At 65.6% G+C, this 25,553-nt stretch carries 14 protein-coding genes; 12 read left to right on the top strand and 2 right to left on the bottom strand.

Going from position 1 to position 25,553, the window contains the following annotated elements:
- Positions 1-14: 14 nt before the first annotated feature.
- Entirely contained in the window at positions 15-3,116 is a 3,102-nt protein-coding gene (locus GNK13_RS15450; RefSeq protein WP_164103455.1) for a hypothetical protein, read from the bottom strand.
- A gap of 174 nt (positions 3,117-3,290) precedes the next feature.
- Here GNK13_RS15450 and GNK13_RS15455 point away from each other — a divergent pair, with 174 nt between their 5' ends.
- The 10 genes from GNK13_RS15455 (at position 3,291) to gatB (ending at position 13,458) form a co-directional block, all read left to right on the top strand.
- A complete protein-coding gene (locus GNK13_RS15455; protein WP_164103456.1) occupies positions 3,291-4,586 on the top strand; it encodes a hypothetical protein in 1,296 nt (431 codons plus the stop codon).
- Between the two features lie 190 nt (positions 4,587-4,776).
- Positions 4,777-6,300, top strand: a complete 1,524-nt coding sequence (locus GNK13_RS15460; protein ID WP_203545371.1) for a hypothetical protein — start codon at positions 4,777-4,779, stop codon at positions 6,298-6,300.
- Positions 6,301-6,463: 163 nt separating this feature from the next.
- Complete coding sequence (gene mdh, locus GNK13_RS15465) at positions 6,464-7,411, top strand: malate dehydrogenase (RefSeq protein WP_164103458.1); 948 nt, start codon at positions 6,464-6,466, stop codon at positions 7,409-7,411.
- 197 nt (positions 7,412-7,608) lie between these two features.
- A complete protein-coding gene (locus GNK13_RS15470) occupies positions 7,609-8,409 on the top strand; it encodes an alpha/beta hydrolase (RefSeq protein ID WP_164103459.1) in 801 nt (266 codons plus the stop codon).
- Between the two features lie 16 nt (positions 8,410-8,425).
- Positions 8,426-8,884 (top strand): response regulator transcription factor, encoded by a 459-nt coding sequence (locus GNK13_RS15475; protein ID WP_164103460.1) that lies wholly within the window; start codon positions 8,426-8,428, stop codon positions 8,882-8,884.
- 168 nt (positions 8,885-9,052) lie between these two features.
- On the top strand, positions 9,053-9,520 hold the full coding sequence (locus GNK13_RS15480) for a DUF423 domain-containing protein (protein ID WP_235935212.1): 468 nt from the start codon (positions 9,053-9,055) through the stop codon (positions 9,518-9,520).
- A gap of 323 nt (positions 9,521-9,843) precedes the next feature.
- Positions 9,844-10,113, top strand: coding sequence for a 50S ribosomal protein L28 (gene rpmB, locus GNK13_RS15485; RefSeq protein ID WP_203329089.1), 270 nt, complete (start codon positions 9,844-9,846; stop codon positions 10,111-10,113).
- A gap of 25 nt (positions 10,114-10,138) precedes the next feature.
- On the top strand, positions 10,139-10,435 hold the full coding sequence (gatC, locus tag GNK13_RS15490; RefSeq protein WP_164103461.1) for an Asp-tRNA(Asn)/Glu-tRNA(Gln) amidotransferase subunit GatC: 297 nt from the start codon (positions 10,139-10,141) through the stop codon (positions 10,433-10,435).
- Between the two features lie 34 nt (positions 10,436-10,469).
- Positions 10,470-11,957 (top strand): Asp-tRNA(Asn)/Glu-tRNA(Gln) amidotransferase subunit GatA, encoded by a 1,488-nt coding sequence (gene gatA / locus GNK13_RS15495; RefSeq protein WP_164103462.1) that lies wholly within the window; start codon positions 10,470-10,472, stop codon positions 11,955-11,957.
- Positions 11,958-11,973: 16 nt separating this feature from the next.
- A complete protein-coding gene (gene gatB / locus GNK13_RS15500; RefSeq protein WP_235935215.1) occupies positions 11,974-13,458 on the top strand; it encodes an Asp-tRNA(Asn)/Glu-tRNA(Gln) amidotransferase subunit GatB in 1,485 nt (494 codons plus the stop codon).
- Positions 13,459-13,761: 303 nt separating this feature from the next.
- On the opposite strand, the gene GNK13_RS15505 is transcribed toward gatB, so the two are convergent.
- Positions 13,762-23,403 (bottom strand): DUF1583 domain-containing protein, encoded by a 9,642-nt coding sequence (locus GNK13_RS15505; RefSeq protein WP_164103463.1) that lies wholly within the window; start codon positions 23,401-23,403, stop codon positions 13,762-13,764.
- 329 nt (positions 23,404-23,732) lie between these two features.
- On the opposite strand from GNK13_RS15505, the gene GNK13_RS15510 reads away from it, so the two are divergent.
- Entirely contained in the window at positions 23,733-24,743 is a 1,011-nt protein-coding gene (locus tag GNK13_RS15510) for an AAA family ATPase (RefSeq protein ID WP_164103464.1), read from the top strand.
- Between the two features lie 106 nt (positions 24,744-24,849).
- Positions 24,850-25,542 carry a DUF58 domain-containing protein gene (locus GNK13_RS15515; RefSeq protein ID WP_235935217.1) on the top strand — a complete coding sequence of 231 codons (693 nt, stop codon included), beginning with the start codon at positions 24,850-24,852 and terminating at the stop codon, positions 25,540-25,542.
- Positions 25,543-25,553: the final 11 nt, after the last annotated feature.

The raw sequence follows: 25,553 nt of genomic DNA on the forward strand, positions 1-25,553 counted from the left end.
GTGCGGGGGGAGCCTCAGTTCGCTGCGGTCGCCTCGAACTCGGCTAAACCGACACTCGGTTTGCCGAGCGCCTTTTGGATCTCGACGAGCAGGGCGTCGAACTTCTTGCGGCTGACCGGACCGCCCATGTCGGGATAGCGGACCAGGACGTTGCGGATGTCCTCGGAGGCTTGCCGAAAACGTTTCTCGGCGTCCGCGGGCGTTTTCTCTTTTTTTGCCTGCAGGTACCGCGACAGGGCCAGGTGGTAGCGGGCGTTGAAGAACGTTTCTTCAAAGCCCTTTTGCCCCATCGTGCGGCGGGCGATCGTGCCCCAGCCCCAGATGGTATTGCGGCGGGTCTTGGGGTCCGGCTTGGCACCGCCGATCGCTCGCCCGTAGGAGAGCAGTGCGTAATTTTCCGGCAGCGTCGCCGCCCACTGCTCGTATACCAGCGCCGCTTCGATCTGGGCATCGATCAGCATTGGATTCTCCGCGAGCACCTCGCTTAGAGTATCGATTGCGGTTTTGTATTCTCCGATGCTGCGAGCCGCCGTACCGAGTTCCAAGCGGACCTGGGTCAGCATTTTTTCTCCCTCGAGCCACTCCGGATCCTCGGCGGCACGTTGGGCGATTTTCTCGAGCAGAGTCATCGAGCTGCGGATCAGTTCAGCCGCTTGCCCGGTCGCCTTTGCGTCGGGGTTGTCCATCATCCCTTGGCCGAGCTGGAGCAGCGTCTGCGCGGCCCAGTGGAGGGTCGTCGGATCCTCGGTGCGCGTGGCCAGGGAGTCGAGAAACAGGCGGAAAGCGGCGGTCAGCTTCTGCTTCTGTTCCGGAGCCGCGGCGTCGAGTTGCTCGCGGATGTCGCGGGCCAACTGGAAGTAGGTGCCGACCAACTTTTGGTTGCCGTCGGGCTGCCCTTCGTAGGCCTTTTGAAGTCCTTCGAGCAGTTCGCTGGCCCGCTTCATCAGCGCTTCGGTGTCGGCATCGCCAGCGGTCAGTTGGCTGACGAGCGCCTGCAGCGCCACGGCATACAACTCGCCGCGGAAGCCTTCGCGGGGCGGCTCGCCCGAATCGATGCGGCGCAGCGGACCGTAGGCCTCCGAGTCGAGCGTCTGGAGGGCTGCCGCCGGATCGCCTCCGAGCATCTGGACGCGGGCGAGCAGCAGCGCGGCATCGAGATCGCTCGCTTTCACTTGATCGGCCTTGAGGTCGGTCAGCCCGCCGGCGAGCGACTCGGCCGCGTCCTTCCGCATCGCCACGGCGGCTTCTTCGTCGCCGGCTTTTTGAAGTTCGATCGCGCGGTTCCACATCAGCTTGCCCATCGCCTGCTGCAGTTCGGTCTTGGCTGCGGCGTCGTCGGGCAATTCGGCCAAAAAGCGGCGGGCGTCGTCAAAATTGCCGCGAGCGATCGCGATCCGCACGAGCAGGTCGCGAGCGGTCGCGGTCTGCGGATCCTGCGGCCACTGGCTCACGAGCAGCTCGGCCAATTCCTGAATCTGAGCCATCAATCCATCGCTGTTTCCCTCGGCGTCGCGGAGCGCGAGCTGCAGCGAACCGAGGGCGGTCAGGCCGCTCGAAAGGGCCAACTCGCTGCTCGGGTAACGCCGGGCGACGAAGCTGCCGACGACTGCTGCTTCTCGCAAATGCTGGTGGCGATAGAGCAGGAACGCAAGCGAGGCGCGAGCGCTGTTGAGCTCCGAGACCGAGGTCTCGCTGTCGGCTTGCGAGAGGGCATGGCGGAGCAGCTCGATGCCGCGGGCCCGCAGCGCCGCGAGCGACTCGCGGGCTTTGGTCTGTTCTTCGGTCACCGCTTCGCCCTTTGCGGCGCGCTGCTCGAGCAACTGGGCGGCGAGCGTCAGGTTCCGCTCTTCTTCGAGAATCTCGTTGACGATTCCCATCGTCTCGGCGAACGATTCGGGGTTCTTGGCGGCCTTCTCGAGCGCCGAACTCGGCTCGGCCCCGATGCCGAGTTTCGCCAGCCGCTGGCTCGCCTCTTCCTGGGTCGGGCCGGGAACTTTGGAAGCGGCCAGAAGGAGTTCGCGAGCCGAGCCGGTGATCCGTCGTTTTTCGGCTGCCGCCTCAGTGGCCTCGGCCATCGCCAGGTAAGCATCAGCCAGCTCGATCCGCAGCGTCTGCCATTCGGGGAGTCGCCGCTCGTCGGGGCGGATGCTGTCGGCCATCGGCTGGCCGCGGTCGACGGCCGGCTTCGGCTCCGGCGGCTGTTTGCCCATGTAGACGCGGATCAGCCCCGTGGTCGCTTTGACTTTGGGCGATCGCAGCAGCGGGTGATCGTCTTGGTCGAGGACTGCCAGATAGCGGTCGAGCGCTTTCTCCCATTGGCCGAGTGCCTCGTGCGTTTCGCCCGCGTAGAGCACCGCCAGGATCCCGGCCAATTCATCGCTGTACTTGTCGCTCAGCTCGCCGAACCGTTCGAGCGCTTTGCCGTAGAGCGCGGTCCGCTCCTCCGATTCCCCTTCGAACGTTTCGGCCGCCCGCTTCATCGCGTCGCCGCCGAGCAGCAGGGCTTGCAAGTAGTCCGCGCGGTACTTGTCGCGGATCGCGATCTTCTCGGGATTGTCCTGGGCATTGATCTTCTGCCCCTGCATCGCCTTCAGTTTTTCCCGCAGGTCGGTGACGATCGCGTTGAACGTGTCGGCCGCGGCATTGAACGCCGCGCGAGCTTCGCTGCGTCGCTTCGCATCGGGGGGCCCACCCAACTCCATCAGCTCGACGCCCCGCACGATCAGCAGATTGCCCAGCTGCAACTGAGCTTCGGGTTGCCGGGGATGGTCGGGATGTTCTTTGACGAATTTGCGGAGCGACTCGGAGGCGGCGGCAAAGTAGGCGTCCCGCTGGTCCGAAACCCGCGAGGCCTGAGCCGCCGCGGTCAGCACGTGCGCCCGCTCGAGATCGACCGTCGCGAGAAATTCGGCCGGGACGCCCGGATAATCCTCCAGCCGGTCGAGAAACCGAACCGCCAACTCGTAATAACCCTCGCTGCGGAGCTGTTCGAGAAACCGTTCAGCCGGTTCCGCCGCGGAGAGGGGAGCGGCCGCCAGGGAGAGCAGGCCGATCGAGAGCGCGATCGCGAAGCGGGAAACGGGGCCAGCAAAGTCCGCTGCGGACATTCGAAGCATCGCAGGGAGTTCCTGAAAGTAAGAAAAGGCGTACTTATCTCAACGATAAGACGGCGAAATTCGCGTCACAAGTCGCGGGACGCCGAGCGGCGGCGACTCTAGAATGATAGGGTTCCAATTATAACGCTTCTGGCCGCAATTCGTGCTCATCCGTTAACGTTTCATAGTCGCTCGATGCGCATCCGCTCCAATCTGACCCGACGGTTCGCCCCCCCGCCGCGGCACGCCTCCGCTGGGCGAAGGATCTTCCGCTTGGGGCTGATGTTGGTCCTAGTGCTGCTGTTGATGCAGCGGGCGGCCGACCCCGATCTGTATCGCCGAATCTTCGGGGCTCTCGGCGCTCCGCTCGAAGGTTCCGCAGTGATGGAGGGTCCCGCAGTGATGGAGGGCCCCACAGGGATGGAGGGGCCGATGGGGAGCGTGGCGAGCGAGCCGGAGAAGGAGCCGACGGCCGATCCGCTCTCGGCTACCGTCGCTGCGCTCGATGACAAAGAACTCAAAGAGCTCTCGGCGGTACTGGCCGCCCGCCGCGCGGCTCGAGCCGAACAGGAGGCTGCAGGCCAGAAGAAGGCAGGCCAGCAGAAGGCAGGCCAGAAGAAGGCAGGCCAGAAGGACGGGGTGACGGTATCCCAATCGCTGCTGCAGAGTCTGCGGGATGCGGCGGAGGCGAGCGGAGAAATCGATCCGGCGGCGCTCGCTGCGGCGCTCGAGAGCGGTCAGGACACGGTTCACCGGCGACTGCAGGCGGCGCTCGACGCCCGCTACTGGACGACCGTCTCGGATGCCAGCGTCTGGATGCCGGGGGACGCCGACGCCTTCTATCGCTTGCTGGAGATGCACTCCGCGGAGCAGGGTTGGGCCGAGGGCGGGCTGGCTGAGAAAGGGCCGGCGACGCGAGTCGGTTACGCCGCGCTGGCCGCCCAGCCGCAGGTTTACCGGGCTCGGACGGTGTCGCTCGCCGGGCATGCGGTCCGCGTCGAACCGCATCAGGCTGCGGAGAATCCGTTTGGCGTCGAGCGGTACTGGTTGGTCTGGCTCCGTCCGGTCGACGGCTCGGAGCGGCCGATGATGGTTTACACCGCTGATCTGCCCGCACCGCTCGGCGCGGTGCGAGCCGACGACACGCAAGTCGAGGGGCCGCGGATCGTGGCCGAGGGAACGTTCCTCAAGCGGCAGCTGTATCCTTCGCAGCGGGGGAGCGAACTGGCTCCGGTAATCGTCGGCAGGATCGTGGAGGTGGAGCCTGCGGCGAGCGGCATTCTGCCAGGCCCGTTGGGTGCTGCCGTGGATGAACGGGGCGAAGGACGCGGCCGCCGGGAGCCGCCGGCGTGGTGGATCCCCGGTTTGATCGCCGCGGTCGTCGTGCCGATCCTGGTGACGTGCCTGATCGGTTGGCGGGCGAGTCGCGCGGCCCGCCGGCGGCGAGAGCTGCGAGCCCGCTCGCTCCCCGACACCCCATTCACGCCATAGTCGCCTTGTTCATCAGCCGCCGGGCGCTAGCCCCCGGTTCTCGAACTATTTATCAGCCGCCGGGCGCTAGCCCCCGGTTCCCGAAAACGCCGTGAGAACCGGACGCTAGCGCGTGGCGGCTGATTTGACACGTCGTCATCCATCAACCCAGCGAGTGGAGATGCGCGAAACGAATTGGAGGGTGCGGTCGGTGAAGCGGCTTGCGGCGTGGCTGCTGATCGCGATGGTGGCCGTCGGCTTGGGGGCGCGCGTGGCCTCGACCGCTCGAGCTCAGCGGCCCGCGTCGCTCGAGTCGTTGCTGCCGGGAGTCGACCCGGAGCGGTTGGTCGCCGCCGCGGAGATTTGGAACAACCCTCCGCCGCGCGAGTCGGTCGAAGCTACGGCCAAACTCTTGTGGGCGATCTCGCGGATCGATCCGGCGGTGCTCGCTCGATGGACACCTGCGGCCGACGCGGAGCCAGCTCCGCCCGCAGATCCGGCCAGCAGCCAGCTCAGCAGTTCGCTTCGGGTGGTCCGCGTCCGCGGTGTGGTCGAACGCTATGACGCGGTCCGCGTTCCCGCCGAGTTGGCCGAAGTGCTCGAGTTCGATCGCTTCTACCGCGTGCAGCTCGAGCAGGTCGCGACCGTCGGCACGAATGGCGGGGACGCCAGCGCAGCCGGCGCAGCGGAGCGGTTGCCTGGGTCGATCGGCGTCGTCACGCGGCAGCTCCCCGCGGCTTGGCTTTCCGCCAGCGGTAATCAGGCTGCCAGCGGTAATCAGGCCGCGGGAATTGGGCAGGCGGTGGAGTTCACTGCGGTGAGTGCGATAAGCGGCGAGGGGGGGAGCGGCGAGGAGTGGCGGTTGTACGCGAACCGCCTCGGCTGGTTTCCGCAGGCAGGTGATGGTGGGGAATTGCCAGTCGGTTGGCAGCTGCTCGCCGCCGAGGGAGTGGACATCGGCAGCTTAGCGGAGGTCGCCCGTCGCAACCGTCAGCCGCTGGGGAGCGAGGACAGCGACACCTTTTATGCGATGCTGGCTGCCGCGGCCGCAATCTCCGAGGACTCCGAGCAGGCCGCACCCGAACGCGTCGAGACGATGCAGCTGCTCCGCGCGCCGGCGGAGCTCGCCGGTCACTGGATTCGGCTGGACGTGGAGATCGCGCGGGCCTCACGGATCGCGGTCACGACGCCCGAGCGTCGCGCGGAGTTGGGCCGCGATGCCTACTGGCAGATCGACGCCTTTGGAGAGCTGCGGGGAGCGAAAGTCCAGCTCGAATCGCCCGACGGTGAAGGGGAGCCGCTGGAGTTTGAGAATCGGTTTCCTGTTTCGCTGGCGATTCTTGAGTTGCCCGAGTGGCTCGAGCGGCGCGTCCGCAACGAAGCGGGCGTTGCGGCTGGGGAAGGGGAGGTCGCCGTCAGCATGCTCAGCGAAGGGGTGACGGTCGACGGTTTCTTCTTTCGTTTGTGGAGCTACGACAGCGAATACGCGGAGAGTCGCGGTGGGCGTCAGATCGGCCCGCTCGTCGTGGCCTCGGAAATCGCTCTGCAACCGGCGAACGTGGCGCTCGAGCGGGGCGTTTCAGCGATCGGTTGGGTGCTCGCGGCGGTGGTCATCGCCAGCTTGCTGATCACCGCGGTCGTGATGTGGCGGGTGGGCCGCCGGGACCGGGCGGTGGCGCGGGAGCGACGCGCGGCGGCTGCCCAGCGGCCGCCGACGCCGCCCGAGTCGTGGTGAGCATGATTTCCTGGGGGGCGGGAATTCCTGGGGGGCGGGCACTTGACCCACACGCCCCTGGGCCGATATTCGGACGTCTCGCCGATTCCTGCAGGGGGAGAGAACGGTCCGTTCGAACTCCACTTGCCCATCCTGATGTCTTCAACCCGGGAATGATTACGCAATGCGACGTGCAAAAATTACGATCGTCGGAGCTGGTAATGTCGGCGCCACGTGCGCCCACTGGTGTGCTTCGATGGAGCTCGGAGACATCGTGTTGTTGGACATTCCGGCGGCTGGCGACATGCCCGCTGGCAAGGCGCTGGACCTGATGCAGGCCTCGCCGATCATGGGCTTTGATTCGAACATCGTCGGCACGACCAGCTACGACGACGCGGCCGAGAGCGACGTGGTGATCGTGACCGCCGGAATTCCTCGCAAGCCGGGGATGAGCCGCGACGATCTGCTCAGCACCAACGCGCGGATCGTGACCAGCGTCGCCGAGCAGATCAAAGCGACCAGCCCGAACGCGATCGTGATCGTCGTCAGCAATCCGCTCGACGCGATGGTCCAGCAGATGTGGAAGGTGACCGGATTTGATCCCTCGCGGGTGGTTGGCCAAGCCGGGGTGCTCGACACGGCTCGCTATCGCACCTTCCTGGCGATGGAGCTGGGGGTCAGTGTTGAGGACATTTCGGCGCTGCTGATGGGCGGTCACGGCGACACGATGGTGCCGATCCCGAGCTGCACCAGCGTGGGCGGAATTCCGGTGACCCAGTTGATCGACAGCCAGCGGTTGGAAGAGATCGTCGACCGGACTCGCAAGGGCGGGGCGGAGATCGTCTCGTTGCTGAAGACCGGCAGCGCTTACTACGCTCCGGCGGCCGCTTGTGCCCAAATGGCCGAAGCGATCGTCCGCGACAAGAAGCGGCTGATTCCGTGCGCCGCGTACTGTGACAAGCAGTACAACGTGGGCGGGTACTACGTCGGCGTGCCGGTCGTTCTCGGCAGCGGCGGTGTGGAAAAGGTCGTCGAACTGCAGCTGACCGACCGCGAGACGGCCGACTTCCAGAACAGTGTCGACGCCGTGAAATCGCTCGTTGCGACGATGGAATCGCTGCTCAGTAGCTGAGCCGGAAACGGAAGGGAAGCGGCGAGCGGGAAGCGGTCGCGCCGAGCCGTGGGTTTAGGGGCTGACGTTGACTCAGCCCCGCTCGGGCACTTAAAACCCTGCTCGCGATTCACTGAAGTTTCCGATCGATTTGGCCGAGCGCGAACCGCCGCTCTCGGCCGCGCGATCCCTCCTCCTCTCCCCGCAACCTGCCTGCGATGAATCGATTGACCCGCCCCGGTTCGGCCGGCCGCACGGCACCCCCGCAACAGGCCCTCCAGGAACCTTTCGCTTCCGGAGGTGGGAGACGCGGTAGCTCGCCGCTGAGCTATTTTCTGCCGGTTCGCTATGAGCCGAACTACAAGTACCCGCTGATCGTCTGGCTGCATCAGGACGGGGCGGGGGAGCGGCAGGTCGCCGAGGTCATGCCCCACCTGAGTCTGCAGAATTACGTCGCCGTGGGAGTCCGCGGAACGCGAGCCTGCGACGCCGCCGGGCACCGTTTTCAGTGGCTGCAGTCGCCGCTCGGAACCGCGATTGCCGAGGAGGCAATCTTCGAAGCGATCGAGGCGGCCCAGTCGCGGTACTCGATCAATCCCGAACGCATCTACTTGGCCGGCTACCGCGAGGGAGGCACGATGGCCCTTCGCGTCGGCTTGCGAAACGCCGCGGCGGTCGATGGTTCGCGGGCGATCGACGGGGTGATCAGCCTCGACGGAGCGCTGCCGCGTGGCGGCCGGCCGCTTGCGAATCTCGAGGCCGCTCGCCAGCTGGCCATCCTCTCGGCCGTCGCGATCGAGGGTTCCCAGTATCCGATGCAAACGGTCTGCGAAGACCTGCGTCTGTGGCATGCCGCTCGAATGAAGATGGACATGCGGCAGTACACGGTCGATGATGCGATGGTCACCGAAGTCCTTCGCGACGTGAACGCGTGGATCATGGCCCGCGTCACCGGCCAAGCATCGCCGATGGATGTCGCGGATTACGATACGCTGCCGGTCGAGTTTTCCACGAACTGAGCCAATCGAGTAGATCATGACGTCCGACAGCGCAGACTCCCGCAGCGATGCGCCACTCCCGAAGTCGTCTCCCCCGAATTCGTCGGCGTCGGCCGGTCCCAAAGTGCTGCTGGTCGACGACGATTTCGAGATCGTCGACTCGATCCGGTATGCCCTGGAAGGGGAAGGCTACGAGGTGATCGTCGCCCGCGATGGGAACCAGGGGGTCGCGCTGGCCGAGCGGGAGAACCCCGACCTGATGATCTTGGACATGATGATGCCCAAGCGGAGCGGGTTCCTGGTGCTCGAGAAACTGCGCCGCTCGCGCGAGCTGCCGCTGCCAGTGATCATGATCACCGGCAACGAGGGGAGCCGCCACAAAGCCTATGCCGAGCTGCTCGGGGTCAGCGACTACATCCGCAAACCGTTCGCCATGGAGCGGCTGGTCGAAGCGGTCCGCCGGCTGCTAGCCGAATCGACCGGCGGGACCGAGTAAGCAGCGGCCTGACGCTAGCGTGAATATTTCATCAGCCGCCACGCGCTAGCGTCCGGTTGTCTGGGCGTTTTCGGAAACCGGGGGCTAGCGCCCGGCGGCTGATGAATAATTCGGGCTAGAAGCCCGGCGGCTGATATGTTTCCGTGAGCCTTCCATTTCGAGTTAGGCATGCAGATGCCCGCCTCCACGAACCACCCTTCTTCCCGCGACGCGACTTGGTGGTTGCCGGTCGCTGGCGGCGTACTGGGGGGGCTGGGGGTATTGATCGGAGCGGGCGTTGCGCATGGGCTGGGCGATTGGCTAGCCGAGCAGGGGATGGCGGCGGAGCTGATTCCGCGGCGGTTGGCTCAGGCCGACACGGCGGTCCGCTATCACTTGATCCACAGCGTCCTGCTGTTGGTGCTGTTTGCGCTCCGCGATTCGCTCGGTCGCCGCGGCGTCTTTTGGGCCGGGCTGTTGATGGTGGCCGGGATCGTGCTGTTCAGCGGCAGTCTGTACCTGCTGGTGCTGCTCGACCAGCCGCGATTTGGAGCGGTCACGCCGTTTGGAGGGATGAGCTGGATCGTCGCCTGGATCGTGATCGCCGTCGCCGGGTTTCGGGCCCGTTCGGATGTTGCATCAGCCACCGGGCGCTAGCCCCTGGTTCCCGAACACGCCGCGCTTAATACGTCACCCTCCCCCCGGGAGGGTCGCGAGGAACGAGCGGGGAGGGCAATGGGTGTCTGGCGGTTCTGGACGCTGGTTAATTCGGCTAGCCCTCCCCGGGCCTAAGAGCCCGACCCTCCCGGGGGGAGGGTGATGGAGACACGTTCCCGCACAAATTGTGCGGTTGCGAGGGATCGCGATTTCGCTATATTCCGGGGCTCTGCCGATATGTGCGGCGCCCTTCGGGGACGCCCTTTTTGATAACTGAGACACACGCCAGCCTTTGATTGGCTGTATTTTTGGAGCTTGATGCGATGGCCCGCCAATGCGAGACCTGCGGCAAGAAAGTTCAGATGGGCAACCGCGTTGAGACTCGCGGTAAAGCCAAGTACCTGGGCGGGGTCGGTACCAAGATCACCGGCATCACGCGGCGGAAGTTCGTCCCCAACTTGCAGCGCGTCCACGTGACGATGCCCAGCGGCGAGAACAAGACGGTGCGGGTTTGCACCCAGTGCCTCCGCAGCGGCGCGGTCCGCAAGACGGTCAAGCAAAAGCCGTTCTCGATGGCGGTCGCCAAGAAGTAAGCCGTCTCCCTGAGGTCGCGCGGATATGTCACTCAGTGGTGCGGATGTCCGGAAGCTGGCGTTGCTTGCTCGGCTCGAATTGTCCGACGCGGAAGTCGCAGTGCTCGGGCCTCAGCTCGCGCGGATTCTGGACTTCGTCGAGCAGCTTTCGGAGCTGGACACCGAGGAGGTGGAGCCGATGACGACGGCGCTCGACGTCGTCAATCGCTGGGCGCCGGACAAGCTGCATCGGAGCTTGACGGTCGATGAAGCCTTGGCGGCGGCTCCGCGTCGCGATGAGTCGTGCTTCCTCGTTCCGCCCGTTTTGGGTCCCGCTCACTGACCCTGGCTCCATCGATTCTCCGCTCGCTGACCTCATGAGCATTCCTCTCGACTCCGCCACCGAGCTGCTGCGATTGCAGGCCGCTGGCGAGCTCTCCGCCGTCCAGATCACCCAGGCGGCCCTGGACCGCATCGCGGCGACCGAGCCGCAGATTTCGGCCTTCACGCACCGGGCTGACGAAGCGGCGATCGCCGCGGCTGAGAAAATTGACCGCGACCGCTCGGCCGGTCTTCCGCTCGGCCCGCTCGCCGGAATTCCAGTCGCTGTCAAGGATGTGCTCTGCACCCGCGACATGCCGACGACGTGCTCGTCCAAGATGCTCGCCGGCTACCATTCGCCCTACGACGCGACGGTGGTCGCGCGGCTGCGGCAAGCCGGTGCCGTGCTGGTCGGCAAGACGAACATGGACGAGTTCGCGATGGGGGCCAGCACCGAGACGAGCGCGATGGGCGTCACCGGTAATCCCTGGGATCCCTCGCGGACGCCGGGGGGCAGCAGCGGTGGAGCGGCCGCAGTCGTGGCGGCGGGGAACTGTCCGCTGAGCCTCGGCAGCGACACCGGTGGATCGATCCGCCAGCCGGCCGCGTTCTGCTCGCTGACCGGGATGAAGCCCACCTACGGACGCGTCAGCCGCTACGGGTTGGTGGCGTTTGCCAGCAGCCTCGACCAGGTCGGGCCGATGGCATGGACGGTCGAGGACGCAGCGCTGCTGCTGCAAGTGATCAGCGGTTTTGATCCGGCCGACTCGACCTCGCTCGACGAGAGCGTGCCCAACTTTGCCAGCGACGTCGCCGCGACCGACGTGCGGGGGCTGCGGATTGGCGTGCTCCGCGACTCGCTGGACCAGGAGGGACTCGAGCCGGAGGTTCGCCGCGCGGTGCTCGAAGCGATCGATGTCTATCGCTCGGCCGGAGCGGAGATCGTCGACGTCTCGCTGCCCCACAGCCACTACTGGGTCCCCACCTACTATGTGATCGCTCCCTGCGAAGCGAGCAGCAACCTGTCGCGGTATGACGGCGCCCACTACGGTTACCGCGCGGCGATCAGCGACGCCGAAGCGGCCGAGCGGGGGCCGCTGCTGGCGACGTACTGCAAAAGTCGCGACGAAGGTTTTGGAGCCGAAGTCAAACGCCGCATCATGCTCGGCACCTACGCGCTGAGCACCGGGTACTACGACGCCTACTATCTCAAGGCGCTCAAGGTTCGGCGGCTGATTCGCGGCGACTTCGACGCAGCGTTCGCTCAGGCCGACGTGCTGCTCGGACCGGTGACGCCTTCGGCCGCGTTCCGGTTGGGGGAGAAGACCGACGACCCGCTCCAGATGTACTTGTGCGATCTGTTCACCGTCGGAGCCAACTTGGCTGGCATCCCCGCGGTCTCGCTCCCGGCCGGCTTCACCGCCGAGGGATTGCCGCTGGGCGTTCAGCTGCAAGCCCCTCCGCTGCAGGAAGCTCGCTTGATCCGCGCCGGGGCAGCCTTCCAGAAGCTGACGACGCACCACGCCCAGAGGCCGACCCTATGAGTTCGCGAGGATCGCTGTGAGCAGGCTGGATACCGAGCACCAGGTGGAGACGATCATCGGGCTCGAGGTGCACGTTCAGCTGCGGACGCAGACCAAGCTGTTCTGTCGCTGCAGCACCGAATTTGGCGCTCCGCCGAACACCCAGACCTGTCCGGTGTGTCTCGGTTTGCCCGGAGCGCTGCCGGTGATCAACGAGCACGCGATCGAGCTGGCGATCCGCACCGGGCTGGCGCTGAACTGCGAGATCCCGCCGCTGACGAAGTGGGATCGCAAGCAGTACTTCTATCCGGATCTGCCCAAGGGCTATCAAATCAGCCAGTTCGATCTGCCGATCTGCGCTGACGGATTTCTGGAAATCACCGATCCGGCCGATGACACGCATACCCGCCGTATTCCGTTGGTCCGCGCCCACCTCGAAGAGGACGCGGGCAAGAGCATGCACGACGAAGCGGCGGGCATCTCCGACACCCGCATCGACCTCAACCGCTGCGGCACGCCGCTGCTCGAAATCGTCACCCAGCCGGCGATGCGTTCGGCTGCCGAGGCACGGGCGTTCTTGAGCGAGCTGAAGCTGCTGCTGACCCACCTGGGCGTCTCCGATTGCGAGATGCAGGAAGGGAGCTTGCGGGTCGACGCCAACGTCAATCTGCACATCGAAGCCGACGGCAAAGAGATTGCGACGCCGATCGTCGAGATCAAGAACATGAACAGCTTTCGGGCGGTCGAGCGGGCGATCGAGTACGAAGTCCGTCGCCAGTACATCGACTGGGAAGACACCGGCGAGACGATCGAAGACCGTGCCAAGCAGACGCGGGGTTGGGACGATGCGGCCGAAGCGACGTTTGCCCAGCGGGAGAAAGAAGAGTCGGCCGATTATCGCTACTTTCCCGATCCCGACCTGCTGCCGGTGCGGTTGCCGCGCGAGCGGATCGAAGCGGCCCAAGCGACCCTCGGCGAACTGCCGGCGGCGACCCGCCAGCGGCTGCAGTCGCAGTACGACATCAAGGCCTACGACGCCGACGTGATCGTCAACCAAGGCCCGGCGATGATCGCCTACTTCGAAACCACCGCCGAAACCGCCGGCGACGGGCGACGGGCCAGCGCCTGGATGCAGCAAGACGTGATGCGCTCCCTCAAGGAGAGCGACTGGGAGATTGGGACCTTTCCGATTCCCGCGATCGATCTCGGTCGGCTGCTCCGGAAAGTCGACGCCGGTGAGCTCGACAACGCTCGAGCCCGCGACGTCTTTCAGTACATGCTCGAGAACGATACCGACGCCGAGGGAGCGATCGAAGCGCTCGGCATCGTGGCGGTCGACGCTGGCGAGATCGAAGCCCTCTGCCGAGAGCTGCTCGAAGCCAACCCCAAAGTCGTCGAACAAGTCCGCGGCGGCAAAGAGCAAGCGATCGGGGCGCTGATCGGCCAAGCCAAAAAGAAAAACCCCAACGCCAACCCGCAGCAAGTCAAAGAGACGTGCCTGCGGATGATCCGCGAAGGGTAGGGCGTTCGGTTCACGTGAGGGGGATCCGGAAATGGACCCACCCTCCCCCCGGGAGGGTCGGGCTCTCAGGCCCGGGGAGGGACCGGTCGACGCTCGCGTGATGAGTGCGTGTGACCCTTTTTCCTCAACGAATTGGCTTCTTTTCTAACGGCTCAGCGGGGAGTTCAGGCCGAAGCCCACCGGCCCCTCCCCGCTCGTTCCTCGCGACCCTCCCGGGGGGAGGGTGAACGTTTGGAACCGCCGCGGCGCTGTGCCCTGGGCTGATTTGTTTCTGCCCCTGCAGGGCGCTGGAGATGCTCCCCGCTACTGACTCTCGGCTTCCTTCAGCGACGCAGTGTCTTCCTTCAACGACTCCGGAATTTCTCTTGGCCAATCGCCTCGGAGGGTGGCGCCGCGGACGCGGGCTTCGACCTTGGCGGGCTCGAAGGTGAAGCCGATTCGCCGCTGATGCGATTCGGAGTGGGCATCGTTGTAGCGGTAGATCGGGACGCCGTTGAGCTCGAGCCGCAGATGGTCCTCCTCCATCACCATCCGCAGCTTGTTCCAGGCGTTCGCTTTCAGCGGGACGGTTCCGTCGTGCAGCTGGCCATCGAGGTCTTCGAGCAGGCGATGCGGTTCGGGACCCACATCGTTCCGGCGGCCGACCTGTCCGAGCCAGCGAAGTCGGACGCCCTCGGGCTGGAGGACCATCGCGACTTCATCGAGCACCGGATGGACCTCGCAGGCACCATGTTCGTAGTAGAACTCGTATTCCACTTGCTCGCCCGAATGCAGCGGTCGCATGTAGTGCAGCACCGGGTGCGGAATATTCGGCGACGAGCTTTGAACTCCTTTGAGTTCCCCCTCTTTCCACGCCCAGTGGATCTCGGTGGTCCTCACCTGCGGCGGGTTCGCGACCTCGAGATCTACGGGCTCGGCGACTTCAGCCGAACTGAGCAGCGATCCTGACTGCCAGGCGGTCCAGCCTCGCAGCCGTGGATCATCGAGGAGGGGAACTTCATCGAGGACTCGCGGAGTCCCTTCGATCGTGATCGCGTCGATCGGCGAGTGGAAATGGTAGAGGGCCTGCCAACCCAGGAACGGAAACGAAGTTCCCGCGTGCGTTTCACGGTAGATCGGCTGGTCGTTGATCAAGAGTTCCCACGTGTCACCCCGCACGCGGAGCCGCATCGCGTTTGCCACGCCTTTGTTGATCACGGTCTGCTTATAGACGGTGTGTTCTCGATTACCAAAAGCGTCGATCAAGATCGTGTCGTTGAAGCCTCGCGGGGACACGACGGCACCGGAGACGACGGCGCCGACCGGTTGCCAGCCCCCGTCGAACTGCTGCCAAGTGAGGTCGAAGTCGCCCCCGAGCGGCATGCGGAGGAAGACATAATCCTGGTATTGGCCGGATATGTGGGTGAGTTGGCGGGGGCCAGCGAGCCAACGGGTCGGAGCCACTGGCGTGCTGAACGATGGGACATCGGAGGCGATCGTCCAGATCGGCATCTCGGCGACCGATACCAGGTCGGGCTTGTCCGCGACCGCGACATGCAACGTATCGTTAACAAGTGCTTGTCCGCGGCCGTACGCGCTCCGCTTGCAGTGCAGCAGAAGCTGCTCAAGCATTTCGATCGCTTGGGCTGCGGTCGCTTCGCGATGGGCCGCGCTGACCGCCACCGCCAAATGCCCGACGTCGGGAATCTCCTTGCTGCCCATCTCCGCGGGCAGACGCTTGCGAATTGCGCCGGCAATTTCTTCCAGCAACTCCCGCGGGATTTCCCGGCCGGCATGATCCAGCGCCAATGCCAAGGCAACGTCCGCATTGTCGCGGTCATTGGACTGCATCGACCGCAGTTCGTCGATCAGCGATTCGAGTTTGCCGCCCCTCTCGGCCGCGGCTAGCAACATCGGGAAAACGCCCGAAAACGGCGCCGAACGGAGCCCCACGGGCTGATCCGCCACGCTGATTTCGGCCGTCTCCACGATCGTTGCCGGAAGCGGCGGATACTTCTTGAAGCTCAAGTCCAAGCGAAGTGGTTCTTCGTCGGATGAAGAAAGCCACAGCCCTCGAAGAGCGCTGTAGGAAGCGGCGTCGGGCAGCGAACGAACGGCGTGGACGATCTCAGCTCGCAGCATGTCAGAGCTCGGACTGTTGTACTCGACGAAGATCTGGTCGTGTCGCTGAAGCAGCCGCATGCCGATCGGGACAGCCGCCTCCGTGGCGAAGAACTCGGGCACGACGTCGGCCAGCAGCTCTTTCTCCATCCGGTCGCCGTAACCCCGGACCGGAGCATTGCGGCGGTGGCGGGCGGCGATCAGCTGCAGCACGCCGCGGTGGGCCGCTTCGACGTCACCTTGCTGGAGATCGAACGCGATGATCTTTCGGCCGAGCTTTTCGGTCGGAAAGCCGCTGTCGCGGCCGAAGACGCGGGGCTGACCTTCGCTGGCGAGCATCTGAGGCAGCAGCTGGCGGAGCACCTCGACCGCCGCCGGGGCGAGCGGCTCGGATTCCATCGCTGGCACGGCGGCATGGCTCGCCAGCAGCGTCGTGTAGGCATCGCTTTGGGAGCCGAGTAGCTCGGCGAGCCGCTCGAGCCGCGCTGCGTCGGACGCTTGCGGTTCGCCCTCGAGAGCCAACAGCACACGGGCGACTTCGGCGGCGGCCGCCGTTTCGGGATGGTCCGCGGCACGCTGCTGGAGAAGTTCGTCGAGCTCCTGCTGCCGCTCGGCTCGCACCGCCCACGCGGCCAACTCCGCCAATCCACTGTCGTACTGCGGAGACGCGTTGGAGTCGCTGGCGTACCGTAGGGAGCGAGGATCGTCTTGCGGATCGCGAACCAAGTAGGCGTGCAGCCCACCGCTGTCGGCCGGCACGATTGCGTCCCGCAGCGCTTCGTACGCTGCTTCGGCGGAAACCTCATGCTCGCGCCAAACCTTCGAGAGCTGGACCAGTAACGTTCCGATGCGATGCTCCACGTCGGAGATCGGATCGGGAGTTTGCGACTGGTTGTAGAAGATGCCCGTGGAGTTGCGGTTGCTGCCGAGCATCAGCTCCGACGCGACTTGTCGCAGCGGAGGTCCTTCGCCGAGCGCCGCCCCGACCGCAGCGACCGAGAGCGGAGTGTTACTTTGTTCGATTGCGAGCTCGGCTAACTCCAGCGCCCACTCGGTTCGCTCGGCTGGGGAAAGCGTTTGCGGCGATGTCGCTTCCGCATCGGGCGGAGTGAGGATCTCCGCGGCCAACTGCTCGAGCGATTCGGCGGCTTGTTCGCTACGACCGTGCCGCTGAGCGATTTCGTTAGAGTGCCGCAGCAGAGCGAGATGCATTCGCGCCTCCTGCGACTCGCCCACGACCCGCAGCAGTCGATCGCTGAGCCGCTGGGCTTCCGCCACCGGGGTGTCGCGGTCGAGTGCAGCGGCGATCGCCGGCCAGGTTTGGAGCGCGAAGCTCGATGCATCCTCGGCATCCTCGGGGACTTTTTCCCAGCGACTGGCGATTGCGGGAATCGTCTCGTTCAGCAGCGCCGCGTCTTCCGCGGCAGCGGCCAGGACGGCCCGCACGACCAGCGCCCGCAGGACCTGGGGCTGCAAAGTTTCGGCGTCCGCTGCCGGCGCGTCTGTCGCGGCCTGGTCCTGGGAGTCGGCGACTGCAACTTTTTGGGCGAGTTCGCCGAGCTGGCGGCGGCCTTCTTCGGTTTTCCCGGCGGGCCCCGCCAAGCGATCCAGCATGCTCTCGACGCGCAGCTGTCCCAAGCTGCTGCCGACGATCCGGGGCTGGAGCAATTCGGCGAACCTGTCGGTGGTCGGTTCCGGGTTCTCCTCCTGTCTGGCCGAGGCGGATTCGATGCGTTCCTGAAGAGCCGCCAAGCAGTGCTCGGGCGTCAACTTGGCTTCAGCGTCGGTGCGGGTCTTCCTCAGTTGGTCGAGGTAGTACTGCGAATTTCCGTAACTCGCCGCTTCGCCGAGGAGCATCGAGTCGTCGAGGATCTGTTCGCACAGCTGGAGTGCGTCGAGCGGGTAATCGATCGCCAGCAGTCCGGCAGCGATCCCCTGCAACGAGCGGACTTTCTGCTGCGCCTGATAGCCGCTGGGGAGGCCTCGCTGATCGGGCTGCGGGGCATCGATCGCTTCCAGCAGCAGCTGCCGAGCTTCCTCGCGGCGACCCACTTTCGGCAGCGCAGTGACCAGAGCCGCTTTCGGGGTGTAGGCGAAATTGTCGCTGAACGACGCTTCCCGCTCGGCGGCGACCTCGAGCAGTCGCACGGCCTGCTCGGCGAGTTTCTCGGATTCGAGGAAGAGCACGCCGAGTTGCCAAGCGGCCATGGGCTGTAGCTCAGGTTCTTCGCCTTCGAGCAGTGGCGCGATCAGCTCGGCTGCCCGCTCCGGGCGACCGGCCGCGGCGGCCAGTCCGGCGGCCAGGGATCGCATTTCGTCCCACTCGAGATCGTCCCGGTGAGCCTGTTCGGCGAGATCGGCGAGCTCGCTGATCCGCTCATGGTTTTTGGTCTCGGCCAAGCGGGTCAGCGTGCCGTTGATCTGCCCACCGGAACCGACCGAGATCGAGCCGTTCAGGCTGCTCCAGTCATTCAGCCTGCCCGACTGGTTTTTGGTCAGCAGCGCATCACGCAGGGTCGCGAAGATTTCGGGATCGTCGAGTGCGCTTTCGCTGGTGGCCGCGGCGCTGAGTGCGATGCCCGCCATCTGCGGGCCGGCGTCGAACATCGCGATCATCAGTCGTTTGAGCGGTTCGCGGTTCTCCTCCTCGCGCCAGCCTTCTTGGAGCAGGGTGTCGAAGTAGTGATAGGACCGCTGGTACTTGTCGAGCCCGGAGTCGAGGATTTGATTGACGAGCGCCTCGTAGCCCCCTTTGCTCTTCAGGCTCTCGCGGAAGCTGTAAAAATGATTGCTCAGCAGATCGGGCTGTTTGCGGATCGCCGCGATGAGATTCTCGATCGCTTTGTCGTGTTCGCCCGCCTGGGAGCTGCGGAGGGCCAGTTGGATCAGGGCGTCGGCATTTTGGGAGCCGGCCTCGCCAGTACCTTGCAGCACTTTGGCCGCCTTGTCGCGGTCGCCTGAGGCGATGTACAGCTCGGCGAGCTCCGAGGCGATTCGCGCCGACTTGGGGGCCGCGGCCAGTTGTTGTTCGAGCCGCGCGACGAGCGGCTCGAGTCGATCGGCCGCGGCGAGTACCTGGACCGCTTCGCGACGGAGGTACTCTTCGCTCGAGCCGGAGCCCGAAGCCCTGCCTCGCGTGCGGGTGAGGATCTGCATGGCAACTTCCGCGGCCGCTTCTCGCTTGCCCATCGTATTGAGGCCCCGCATTACTTCCTGCAGCGTCTGTGTTTGGCTGCCGGCGTGTTGCTGGATCCGCCGCACCAGGTTGTCGGCCAGATCGTTCATGCCGAGTGCGGTGAGGTGCTGGGCCAGCAAAAGCTGGGTGCTCGAATCGAGCCGCATCGCGTAGAGTCGCCGCGCCGCTTGCTGGGCTCGGGCGCGGTCGCCGAGCTGCGAGGCGAGCTGCAGCATGGCCAGCTCGCGTTCCTGGACCAGCTGGCTGTTCAGCGGCTGGATCGCTTCGACGATTTTGAGGGCGCCGAGCTTGTCGCCCGCGGCGTATCGCTGCCGGGCCAGCACGACGCGGAGCGCGTTGCAGCTGGGGTCGGCTTCGAGCGCCTCGGCGAGAAGCTCGGCGGACTCTTCGGGAGCACCGCTCCAGTGCCGCACGAAAGCGGCCGCGGCGAGCCGCACCAGTCGCCGCGTCGCCGACTCCTCTTGGCCGGCCCCGTCATCCGCTTCTTGGCGAAGCCGCCCGATGAACTCCTCTTCGAGTCCTCCCGCTTTGGAGACGCTCCAGAGCAAATGCAGGGTCCGCAGCATCTCCTCATTCCAGACCGGAGTCGCCGGCGGGAAGTCGAGAGCGGTGTAGCGGTTGTCGAGCTTGTTGCCGACGATCGCTTGCACATGGACGTTGCCCGACCCGGCGGAGGTCGCTGCCCGCTGCGATGGTCGTAGGTTCTCGTACATGGTGGTCACCGTGTCGATCAGCAGCTCGAGATCTTCATTCACCAGCGGCTGGTACTCTTCTTTCTCAAGCCCTTGCTGAGCGAAGAGATTCAGGGCCGTGTGCAGGAACCGTGGATCTTCGGCCGAACCGGTCAGCATTCGCCGAAGTCGCTGGCGATCGCCCAATCGGGCTGCGAGGAACATTTGCATCGAGCGGTGTGCCGGAGCGTACTGGGAATCGACCTTCAGACCTATGATCCGGTCGGCCAAATCGATAGCCGCCTGCTCTTGTCCCGCTCGGATCAGTTGATCGATCGCCGGCCCGCTGAGCCGAGTGGCATGGAGGGGCGATTCGGCGATGATCGCTTCCATGGATTTCTTAATCGTCTCCAGCGTCGCCTCGGGGAGCGGCTCGGATTCCTTGACCGAACCGTCCGATGACCGCCGCGGTTGTAGTAGGGTCATCAGGTGGCGGGCTTTGCCTTCCACCCCCGCCCGCTCGGCCAACTGCTCGGCAACTCGCACCTGCCGTTCAAGCAGTTCGTCGTCCTGCGGCACCGGGCCCGTCAACAACTGCAGGGCGATGTCCAGGTCCCAGAGGGCCGCTTCGCCGCGGGCTGGATCGGCCGCTTCGTCCGCTGCCTGCTGGAACGAATCGAGGAACGCGTCGGTTTGCTCCGCCTCCTGAGCGATTCCCAAGAGGACCGCGATCGCCGCGGCACGCGCGAGCGAAAAGTGGCTGAGCTGGCCGCTGAAACCGGGGCCGCTGCCGGAGTAGTAGACGGTGTTGTTGGTTGAGGCGAGCAATGGACGGAACATGTACTGCGCGTTCATCAACCGATAGCTCGGAGGGAGCGACGTCTGGGAGGGCGAGCTGTTGCGAGTCGAGCTCTGCGAGGGGCGCGACGCCTGGCGAGCCTTTTCGCGGGCTTCTTGGGCGGCGGTCTCGCGGCTGGGGGTCTCGCGCGGTAGCTGTAGCGCCAGCAGTCGCCGAGCCGCCTCGGCCGCCCGCTCGTCCTTCGCCGCTTCCTTGCCGTCTTCCTCGTCATCGCTCAAGCGGTAAGCGATCGCCAACCGGGCGAGTGTCTCCCAGTCGTCGGGCTGATCGGCCAGCAGACGCTGGGAGATTTTGATCGCCGTCTCCCATTCGGCCCGCTGCAGCGCTCCGTCGACCGTCGAGAGGAGTTGTTCTTCGGCGTCCTCGCCGCGGGAGAGTCGCATCCAAATCGCTTCGGCTTGCTCGATCTCACCGAGGTCGATCAGCAGTCGCGCGAGCCGCGTGTCCCCTTCGCGGCTGGGGGCGATCTCGTTCAGCGCCCGTTGGTACTCGGCCGCCGCCACGGTGTCGCTGTCGCGGGTGGCCAAGTCGACCAGCCGCTCGAGCAGCAGCGTGTCGCGGGGGCTGGCCGCGAGCAGATCGTCGAGCAATCGGCGGGCGGTGCCGGTATCGCCGGAGGCTTCCTGGGCGGCAGCGATCAGCAAATCGGCTTCCCGTCGGCCTTCGCCATCACGGCCTTCGCGACCGCTGATTTCGAGCCGCTCGATCAGCTGCTCGAACTGTCCGCTCCGCACGTACAGCTCGGTCAGCTGGGTGACCAGGTCCCCTTTCGCGTCGAGATTCTCGGCGGCCTCGAAAGCCTGCCAGTAGAGCTCGATTGCTTCGTCGGTGCGGAATTGATCGGCGAGCGCTCGAGCCAGCGCTAGCATGGCGTCGCGGTCGTTCGGAGCGGCACGGACTCCGCGGCGCAGCGCGTCGAGTCCCTGGTCAACTTCGCCGATCCGGAAGCAGAGGTCGGCAAAGAAGCGATAGTTCTCGGGGTTCGTCGCTCCGCTGGCCAAGAGCTCGCGCCCCGCTTCGAGAGCCGCCTCCGAATCGCCAAGCCGCAGCTGCAGGTTGGCGATTTGCGTGAGGTGGTTGGAGCGAAAGCGTTGGTCGATTTCAGCCAGCCGCCGATACGCTTCGATCGCCGCCCCGAATTGGCCGGAGCGTTCGCGGAGCTCGGCAGCGGTCGTCCACGCGGCGATCGAATCCGAAGCCACCGTCACCGCCCGGCCCGCCGCGCGGACCGCTTCGTCGAGCTCGCTGTTCGCCTGTAGCAGCCGAGCCAAACGGATCCAGGCTTCGGCGTCGTTGGGGTTGGAGCTTGTCAGTTCCCGGGCTTCGGCGATCCGCTCGGGCAATTCTCCCGCGGCTTGGTAAAGCTCGATCTGTTCGCTCAGTAATTGACCCCGCTCGTCGGGCGTCTCGGCCAGCGACGAAGCCAGCTGCAGCTGTTCGTTGGCTTCTTCGTACCGCTGTGCCTCGCGAAGCATTTGGCCAAAGCGGAGCCGCTCGGCCAGAGTCGGATCGAGCTGGGCGGCTTCGCCCATCGTTTCGAGAGCCAGCGAATCATGGTCGAACGTGGCATAGACTTCGGCCAAGCGGACCAGGTTCTCTCGCGTGCGGCGGTCGCCGGTGGCCAGTTCCGCCCAAACCTGTCGGGCCTCCTCGCCGCGGCCGAGCCGGTGCAGGTATTCGCCGAGATACTCGCGGTACTGCGGTTCGTCGGGAGCCAGTTCGATCGCTTTGGCGTACAGTGCAAGGGCCCGCTCAGTCTGTTCGGCCGCCCGCATCAAATCGGCGGTTTGGCTGGCGGTCACTGCGTCGTCGGGGCGTCGCTCGACCAGTTTTTCCCAAACTTCGGCAGCTTGCTTTTGCCGCTCCTCGGTCGGCACTTCGCGGTCGGCCAGCAGCGTTTCGCCCCAGCGGATGATGACGTCGGGATCGTCCGGCACCAGCTCGTGCAAGCGGGCGTACTGCGTGGCGGCTTCGGCGAATTTCTCCTCGCCGAGCAGGGCACCCACGAGCGCTTCGCGCGGTTCGCTGTCGGTTGGTGCCCGCTCGATCGCCTGCTCGAACCACTGCCGCGCCTCGGGCAGCCGGCCTTGGAGGGCGAGCGTGCGGCCGGCCCGGAGCATCGCGTCGACATCGTTCGGATGCTTTTTGATCCAGGCCGCGTAGTACTCGCTCAGCGCGTCGTAGTCGGCGGAGTCGGTGAACGAGGCTTCGATTCGTCGGCGGACATCGCGGTACAGCCAGCTGTCGGGGTTGAGTTGTGCGAGTTGCTTCTCGAGATCACCTCGAGCCGCTTCGGCTTCTCCCAAACGCAGCTTCATCTCGGCCGCGCGGATCGCGAACTGGACTCGCTGGTACGGGTCGCGGGCCGCTGTGGCGAGATCGGTGAATCGCTGGAGCGCGGCAGCGTGGTTGCCTTCGTCGGCCAGAATCGCGGCGACCGCTTCGGCGACGCGGGTGTCGCCCGGAAAAGCTTCGGTCAACTGCTGCCACACCTCGGCCGCTCGCTCGTCTTGCTGCTGCCGCTGATAGAGCCGGCCCAAAGCCTTGCCGATCTCCAGCAGCTCGGCTCGCGGCGGTTGGCGGCGGAGCGCTTCTTCCATCGCTTCGGCCGCCCGGTCGGGTTCACCGAGCAGGAGGTGGGCGCGCCCCAGGTAGTACGGAGCCATGCTGTCGTCGGGCAGTTGCTCGGTGGCTCGGCGGAGCGCGGTGATCGCCTCGAGCTCTTCGCCCCGTCGCAGCTGGATCAGACCCAAGAGCAGCCAGCTATTGCCGTCGGCCTGGTCGCTCTCGGCGTCGCGGCGGAGCTGTTCGACGAACGGCTCGAGCGAACCGTTTTGGACGTGGTAGCCATAGAGGCGGTCGAGCGCCGTGCCGGTCCGCGGCCGCCGCTCGAGGAGCTGGAGAAACCGCTCGGCGGCTACCCGTTCGCGACGCTCGGCTTCGGTCTCAGCCGGTTCCTGCGAGGCTGCGTTTTGGGCGGCCGTGTCTTGGGCGGCAGCATCTTGGGCTGGAGCCAGCGACGGAGCGGGGATCGTGAGCGTGGTGGCCACCGAGCCGAGGGCCAGCAGCAGAGCGGTGAGGCGTTTGCCGGTACGGCTGCGGGGGATGAGCGTCGCCATCGTGGCTCTCCGAGAGAAGTTTCAACTGCGAAAAGTTCAACCGATACGTCCAGCCGGAACTGGAGAGATTGGGGCTAGAGAGTGTAGGCGAAAAAGTTCTCGCGGTGAGAGAAAAAACCGGTAGGATTGTGTGGACCATCATCCCCGGATGGGTGAGGGCGGTTGGGGCATACAATCAGCCGCAACGCGCTAGCGTCCGGTTCTCACCGCCTTTTCGAGAACCGGGGGCTAGCGCCCGGCGGCTGATGACCATCCGGCCCTGACGCTCTGCGGTGGACATGACAACAATCCGACGGATTGCACCGCTTCCTACGAGGACGAGAACACGCATGGCGATCGAGGATGACCCGCAGTTGCGGGCTGAGCTGGAGCGGTTTCGCGAGGACTTCGCGCGGCTGCGGGAGGAAGTGGCACGGGTGATCGTGGGCCAGCGGGAAATCGTCGACGGAGTGCTGATGGCGCTTGTTGCCGGCGGCCACGTATTGCTCGAAGGAGTTCCGGGGCTCGGCAAGACGCTGCTCGTGCGGACGCTGGCCTCGGTGCTCGAGGCTCGCTTTTCGCGGATCCAGTTCACTCCCGACTTGATGCCGGCGGACCTGATCGGGACCAACGTGTTGGTCGAAGGGGAGGGGGGGCAGCGGGAGTTTCGCTTCGATCCGGGGCCGCTGTTCGCCAACGTGGTTTTGGCTGACGAGATCAACCGCGCCACGCCCAAGACGCAGTCCGCGCTGCTCGAAGCGATGCAGGAGCACAGTGTCACGGTCGCCGGCGTCACCCACTCGCTCGATCGGCTGTTCTTTGTGCTGGCGACGCAAAACCCGCTGGAGATGGAAGGGACGTATCCGTTGCCCGAAGCGCAGCTCGATCGCTTTCTGTTGAAGTTGATCGTGCCGTATCCGACGGCCGAAGAGATGGAGACGATCCTCGACCGCACGACCGACGTCGACTCGCCCACGGCCAGCCCGCTGCTGAAACCCGAGCGGGTGTTGGAGATGTCGCGGCTGGCGCGGCGGATCCCGGTTGCCGACGAGGTTCGGCGGTTCGCGATTCAGACCGTGATGGGAACGCATCCTGACCAGCCGCAGGCGAGTCCCATGGTGCGGCAGTTCGTGCGGTACGGAGCCAGCCCGCGAGGAGCCCAAGCGGTGCTGCTGACGGCCAAGATTCACGCCCTGCTCGACGATCGTTACCACGTCGCCCGAGACGACATTCGTGCGGTCGCCCGGAGTGCCCTGCGGCATCGAGTGCTGCTGAACTTCGAAGGCCAAGCCGAAGCGATCTCGACCGACGCGGTCGTCGAAGACGTGATGCAGCACGTCGGCGACGCGGTGCTGGCGTAAGATCGCGGGCCCTGCACGTCACCCTCCCCGGGGGAGGGTGACGGATAATCGAGACGCAAAGCACAACAAACCCCTTCTCTTTCTCCTTCTCGAACCGGTATCACGGATGCTTCTTGAGCCCCAGTTTCTGGCGCGGTTGGAGTACCTTTCGCTGCTCTCGCGGCGGATGTTTCGGGGGCAGCTATTGGCCCAGCGGCGGACGCGGCAGATGGGCGGCGGGATCGAGTTCGCCGACCACCGCGCATACTCTCCGGGTGACGACCTGCGGTACCTCGATTGGCAGGTGTATGCCCGCCACGGCGACGTGCTGTTGCGGCGGTTTCAGGAGGAGGAGGATCTGCACGTGTACGTGCTGGTCGATGCCTCGCCGAGCATGGCAGCCCCATCGAGCGCGAACGCAGGTCAGCCGAGCAAGTTCGATTACGCTCGCCAGATCGCCGCTGCGCTTTCCTACATCGCCCTGGCCGATTTGGATCGCGTGGCAATTCTCGCCTACGCCGAAGCGGTCCATCAGTGGATGCCGATGACCCGCGGCAAGGACCGCGTCCTCTCGGTGCTGCGGTTTCTCGAGGCGCTCGAGACTCGCGGCGGACGGACTGATCTGGAAGCGGTGGCCCGGACGCTGGTCCACCGGGCGCCGCGCCGTGGGCTGGCGATCGTGATCAGCGACTTGTTCGACCAAGAGGGATTCCGCCGCGGCGCCGATCTGCTCCGCCACCATGGCTTCGAGCCGCACTTGGTCCAAGTCCACACGGCCGAGGAAGCCGAGCCGCCGCTGCTCGGTGAGCTCGAACTCTAGGACGTCGAGAC

This window comes from Candidatus Laterigemmans baculatus, assembly GCF_010367455.1.
Lineage (GTDB): Bacteria > Planctomycetota > Planctomycetia > Pirellulales > Pirellulaceae > Laterigemmans > Laterigemmans baculatus.

What these genes read in the sequence shown, in the direction of transcription:
- GNK13_RS15450 (WP_164103455.1), bottom strand. Translation starts at nt 3,116, where the DNA reads ATGCTTCGAATGTCCGCAGCGGACTTTGCTGGCCCCGTTTCCCGCTTC.
- GNK13_RS15455 (WP_164103456.1), top strand. Translation starts at nt 3,291, where the DNA reads ATGCGCATCCGCTCCAATCTGACCCGACGGTTCGCCCCCCCGCCGCGG.
- mdh (WP_164103458.1), top strand. Translation starts at nt 6,464, where the DNA reads ATGCGACGTGCAAAAATTACGATCGTCGGAGCTGGTAATGTCGGCGCC.
- GNK13_RS15470 (WP_164103459.1), top strand. Translation starts at nt 7,609, where the DNA reads ATGAATCGATTGACCCGCCCCGGTTCGGCCGGCCGCACGGCACCCCCG.
- GNK13_RS15475 (WP_164103460.1), top strand. Translation starts at nt 8,426, where the DNA reads ATGACGTCCGACAGCGCAGACTCCCGCAGCGATGCGCCACTCCCGAAG.
- GNK13_RS15480 (WP_235935212.1), top strand. Translation starts at nt 9,053, where the DNA reads ATGCAGATGCCCGCCTCCACGAACCACCCTTCTTCCCGCGACGCGACT.
- rpmB (WP_203329089.1), top strand. Translation starts at nt 9,844, where the DNA reads ATGGCCCGCCAATGCGAGACCTGCGGCAAGAAAGTTCAGATGGGCAAC.
- gatC (WP_164103461.1), top strand. Translation starts at nt 10,139, where the DNA reads ATGTCACTCAGTGGTGCGGATGTCCGGAAGCTGGCGTTGCTTGCTCGG.
- gatA (WP_164103462.1), top strand. Translation starts at nt 10,470, where the DNA reads ATGAGCATTCCTCTCGACTCCGCCACCGAGCTGCTGCGATTGCAGGCC.
- GNK13_RS15505 (WP_164103463.1), bottom strand. Translation starts at nt 23,403, where the DNA reads ATGGCGACGCTCATCCCCCGCAGCCGTACCGGCAAACGCCTCACCGCT.
- GNK13_RS15510 (WP_164103464.1), top strand. Translation starts at nt 23,733, where the DNA reads ATGGCGATCGAGGATGACCCGCAGTTGCGGGCTGAGCTGGAGCGGTTT.
- GNK13_RS15515 (WP_235935217.1), top strand. Translation starts at nt 24,850, where the DNA reads ATGCTTCTTGAGCCCCAGTTTCTGGCGCGGTTGGAGTACCTTTCGCTG.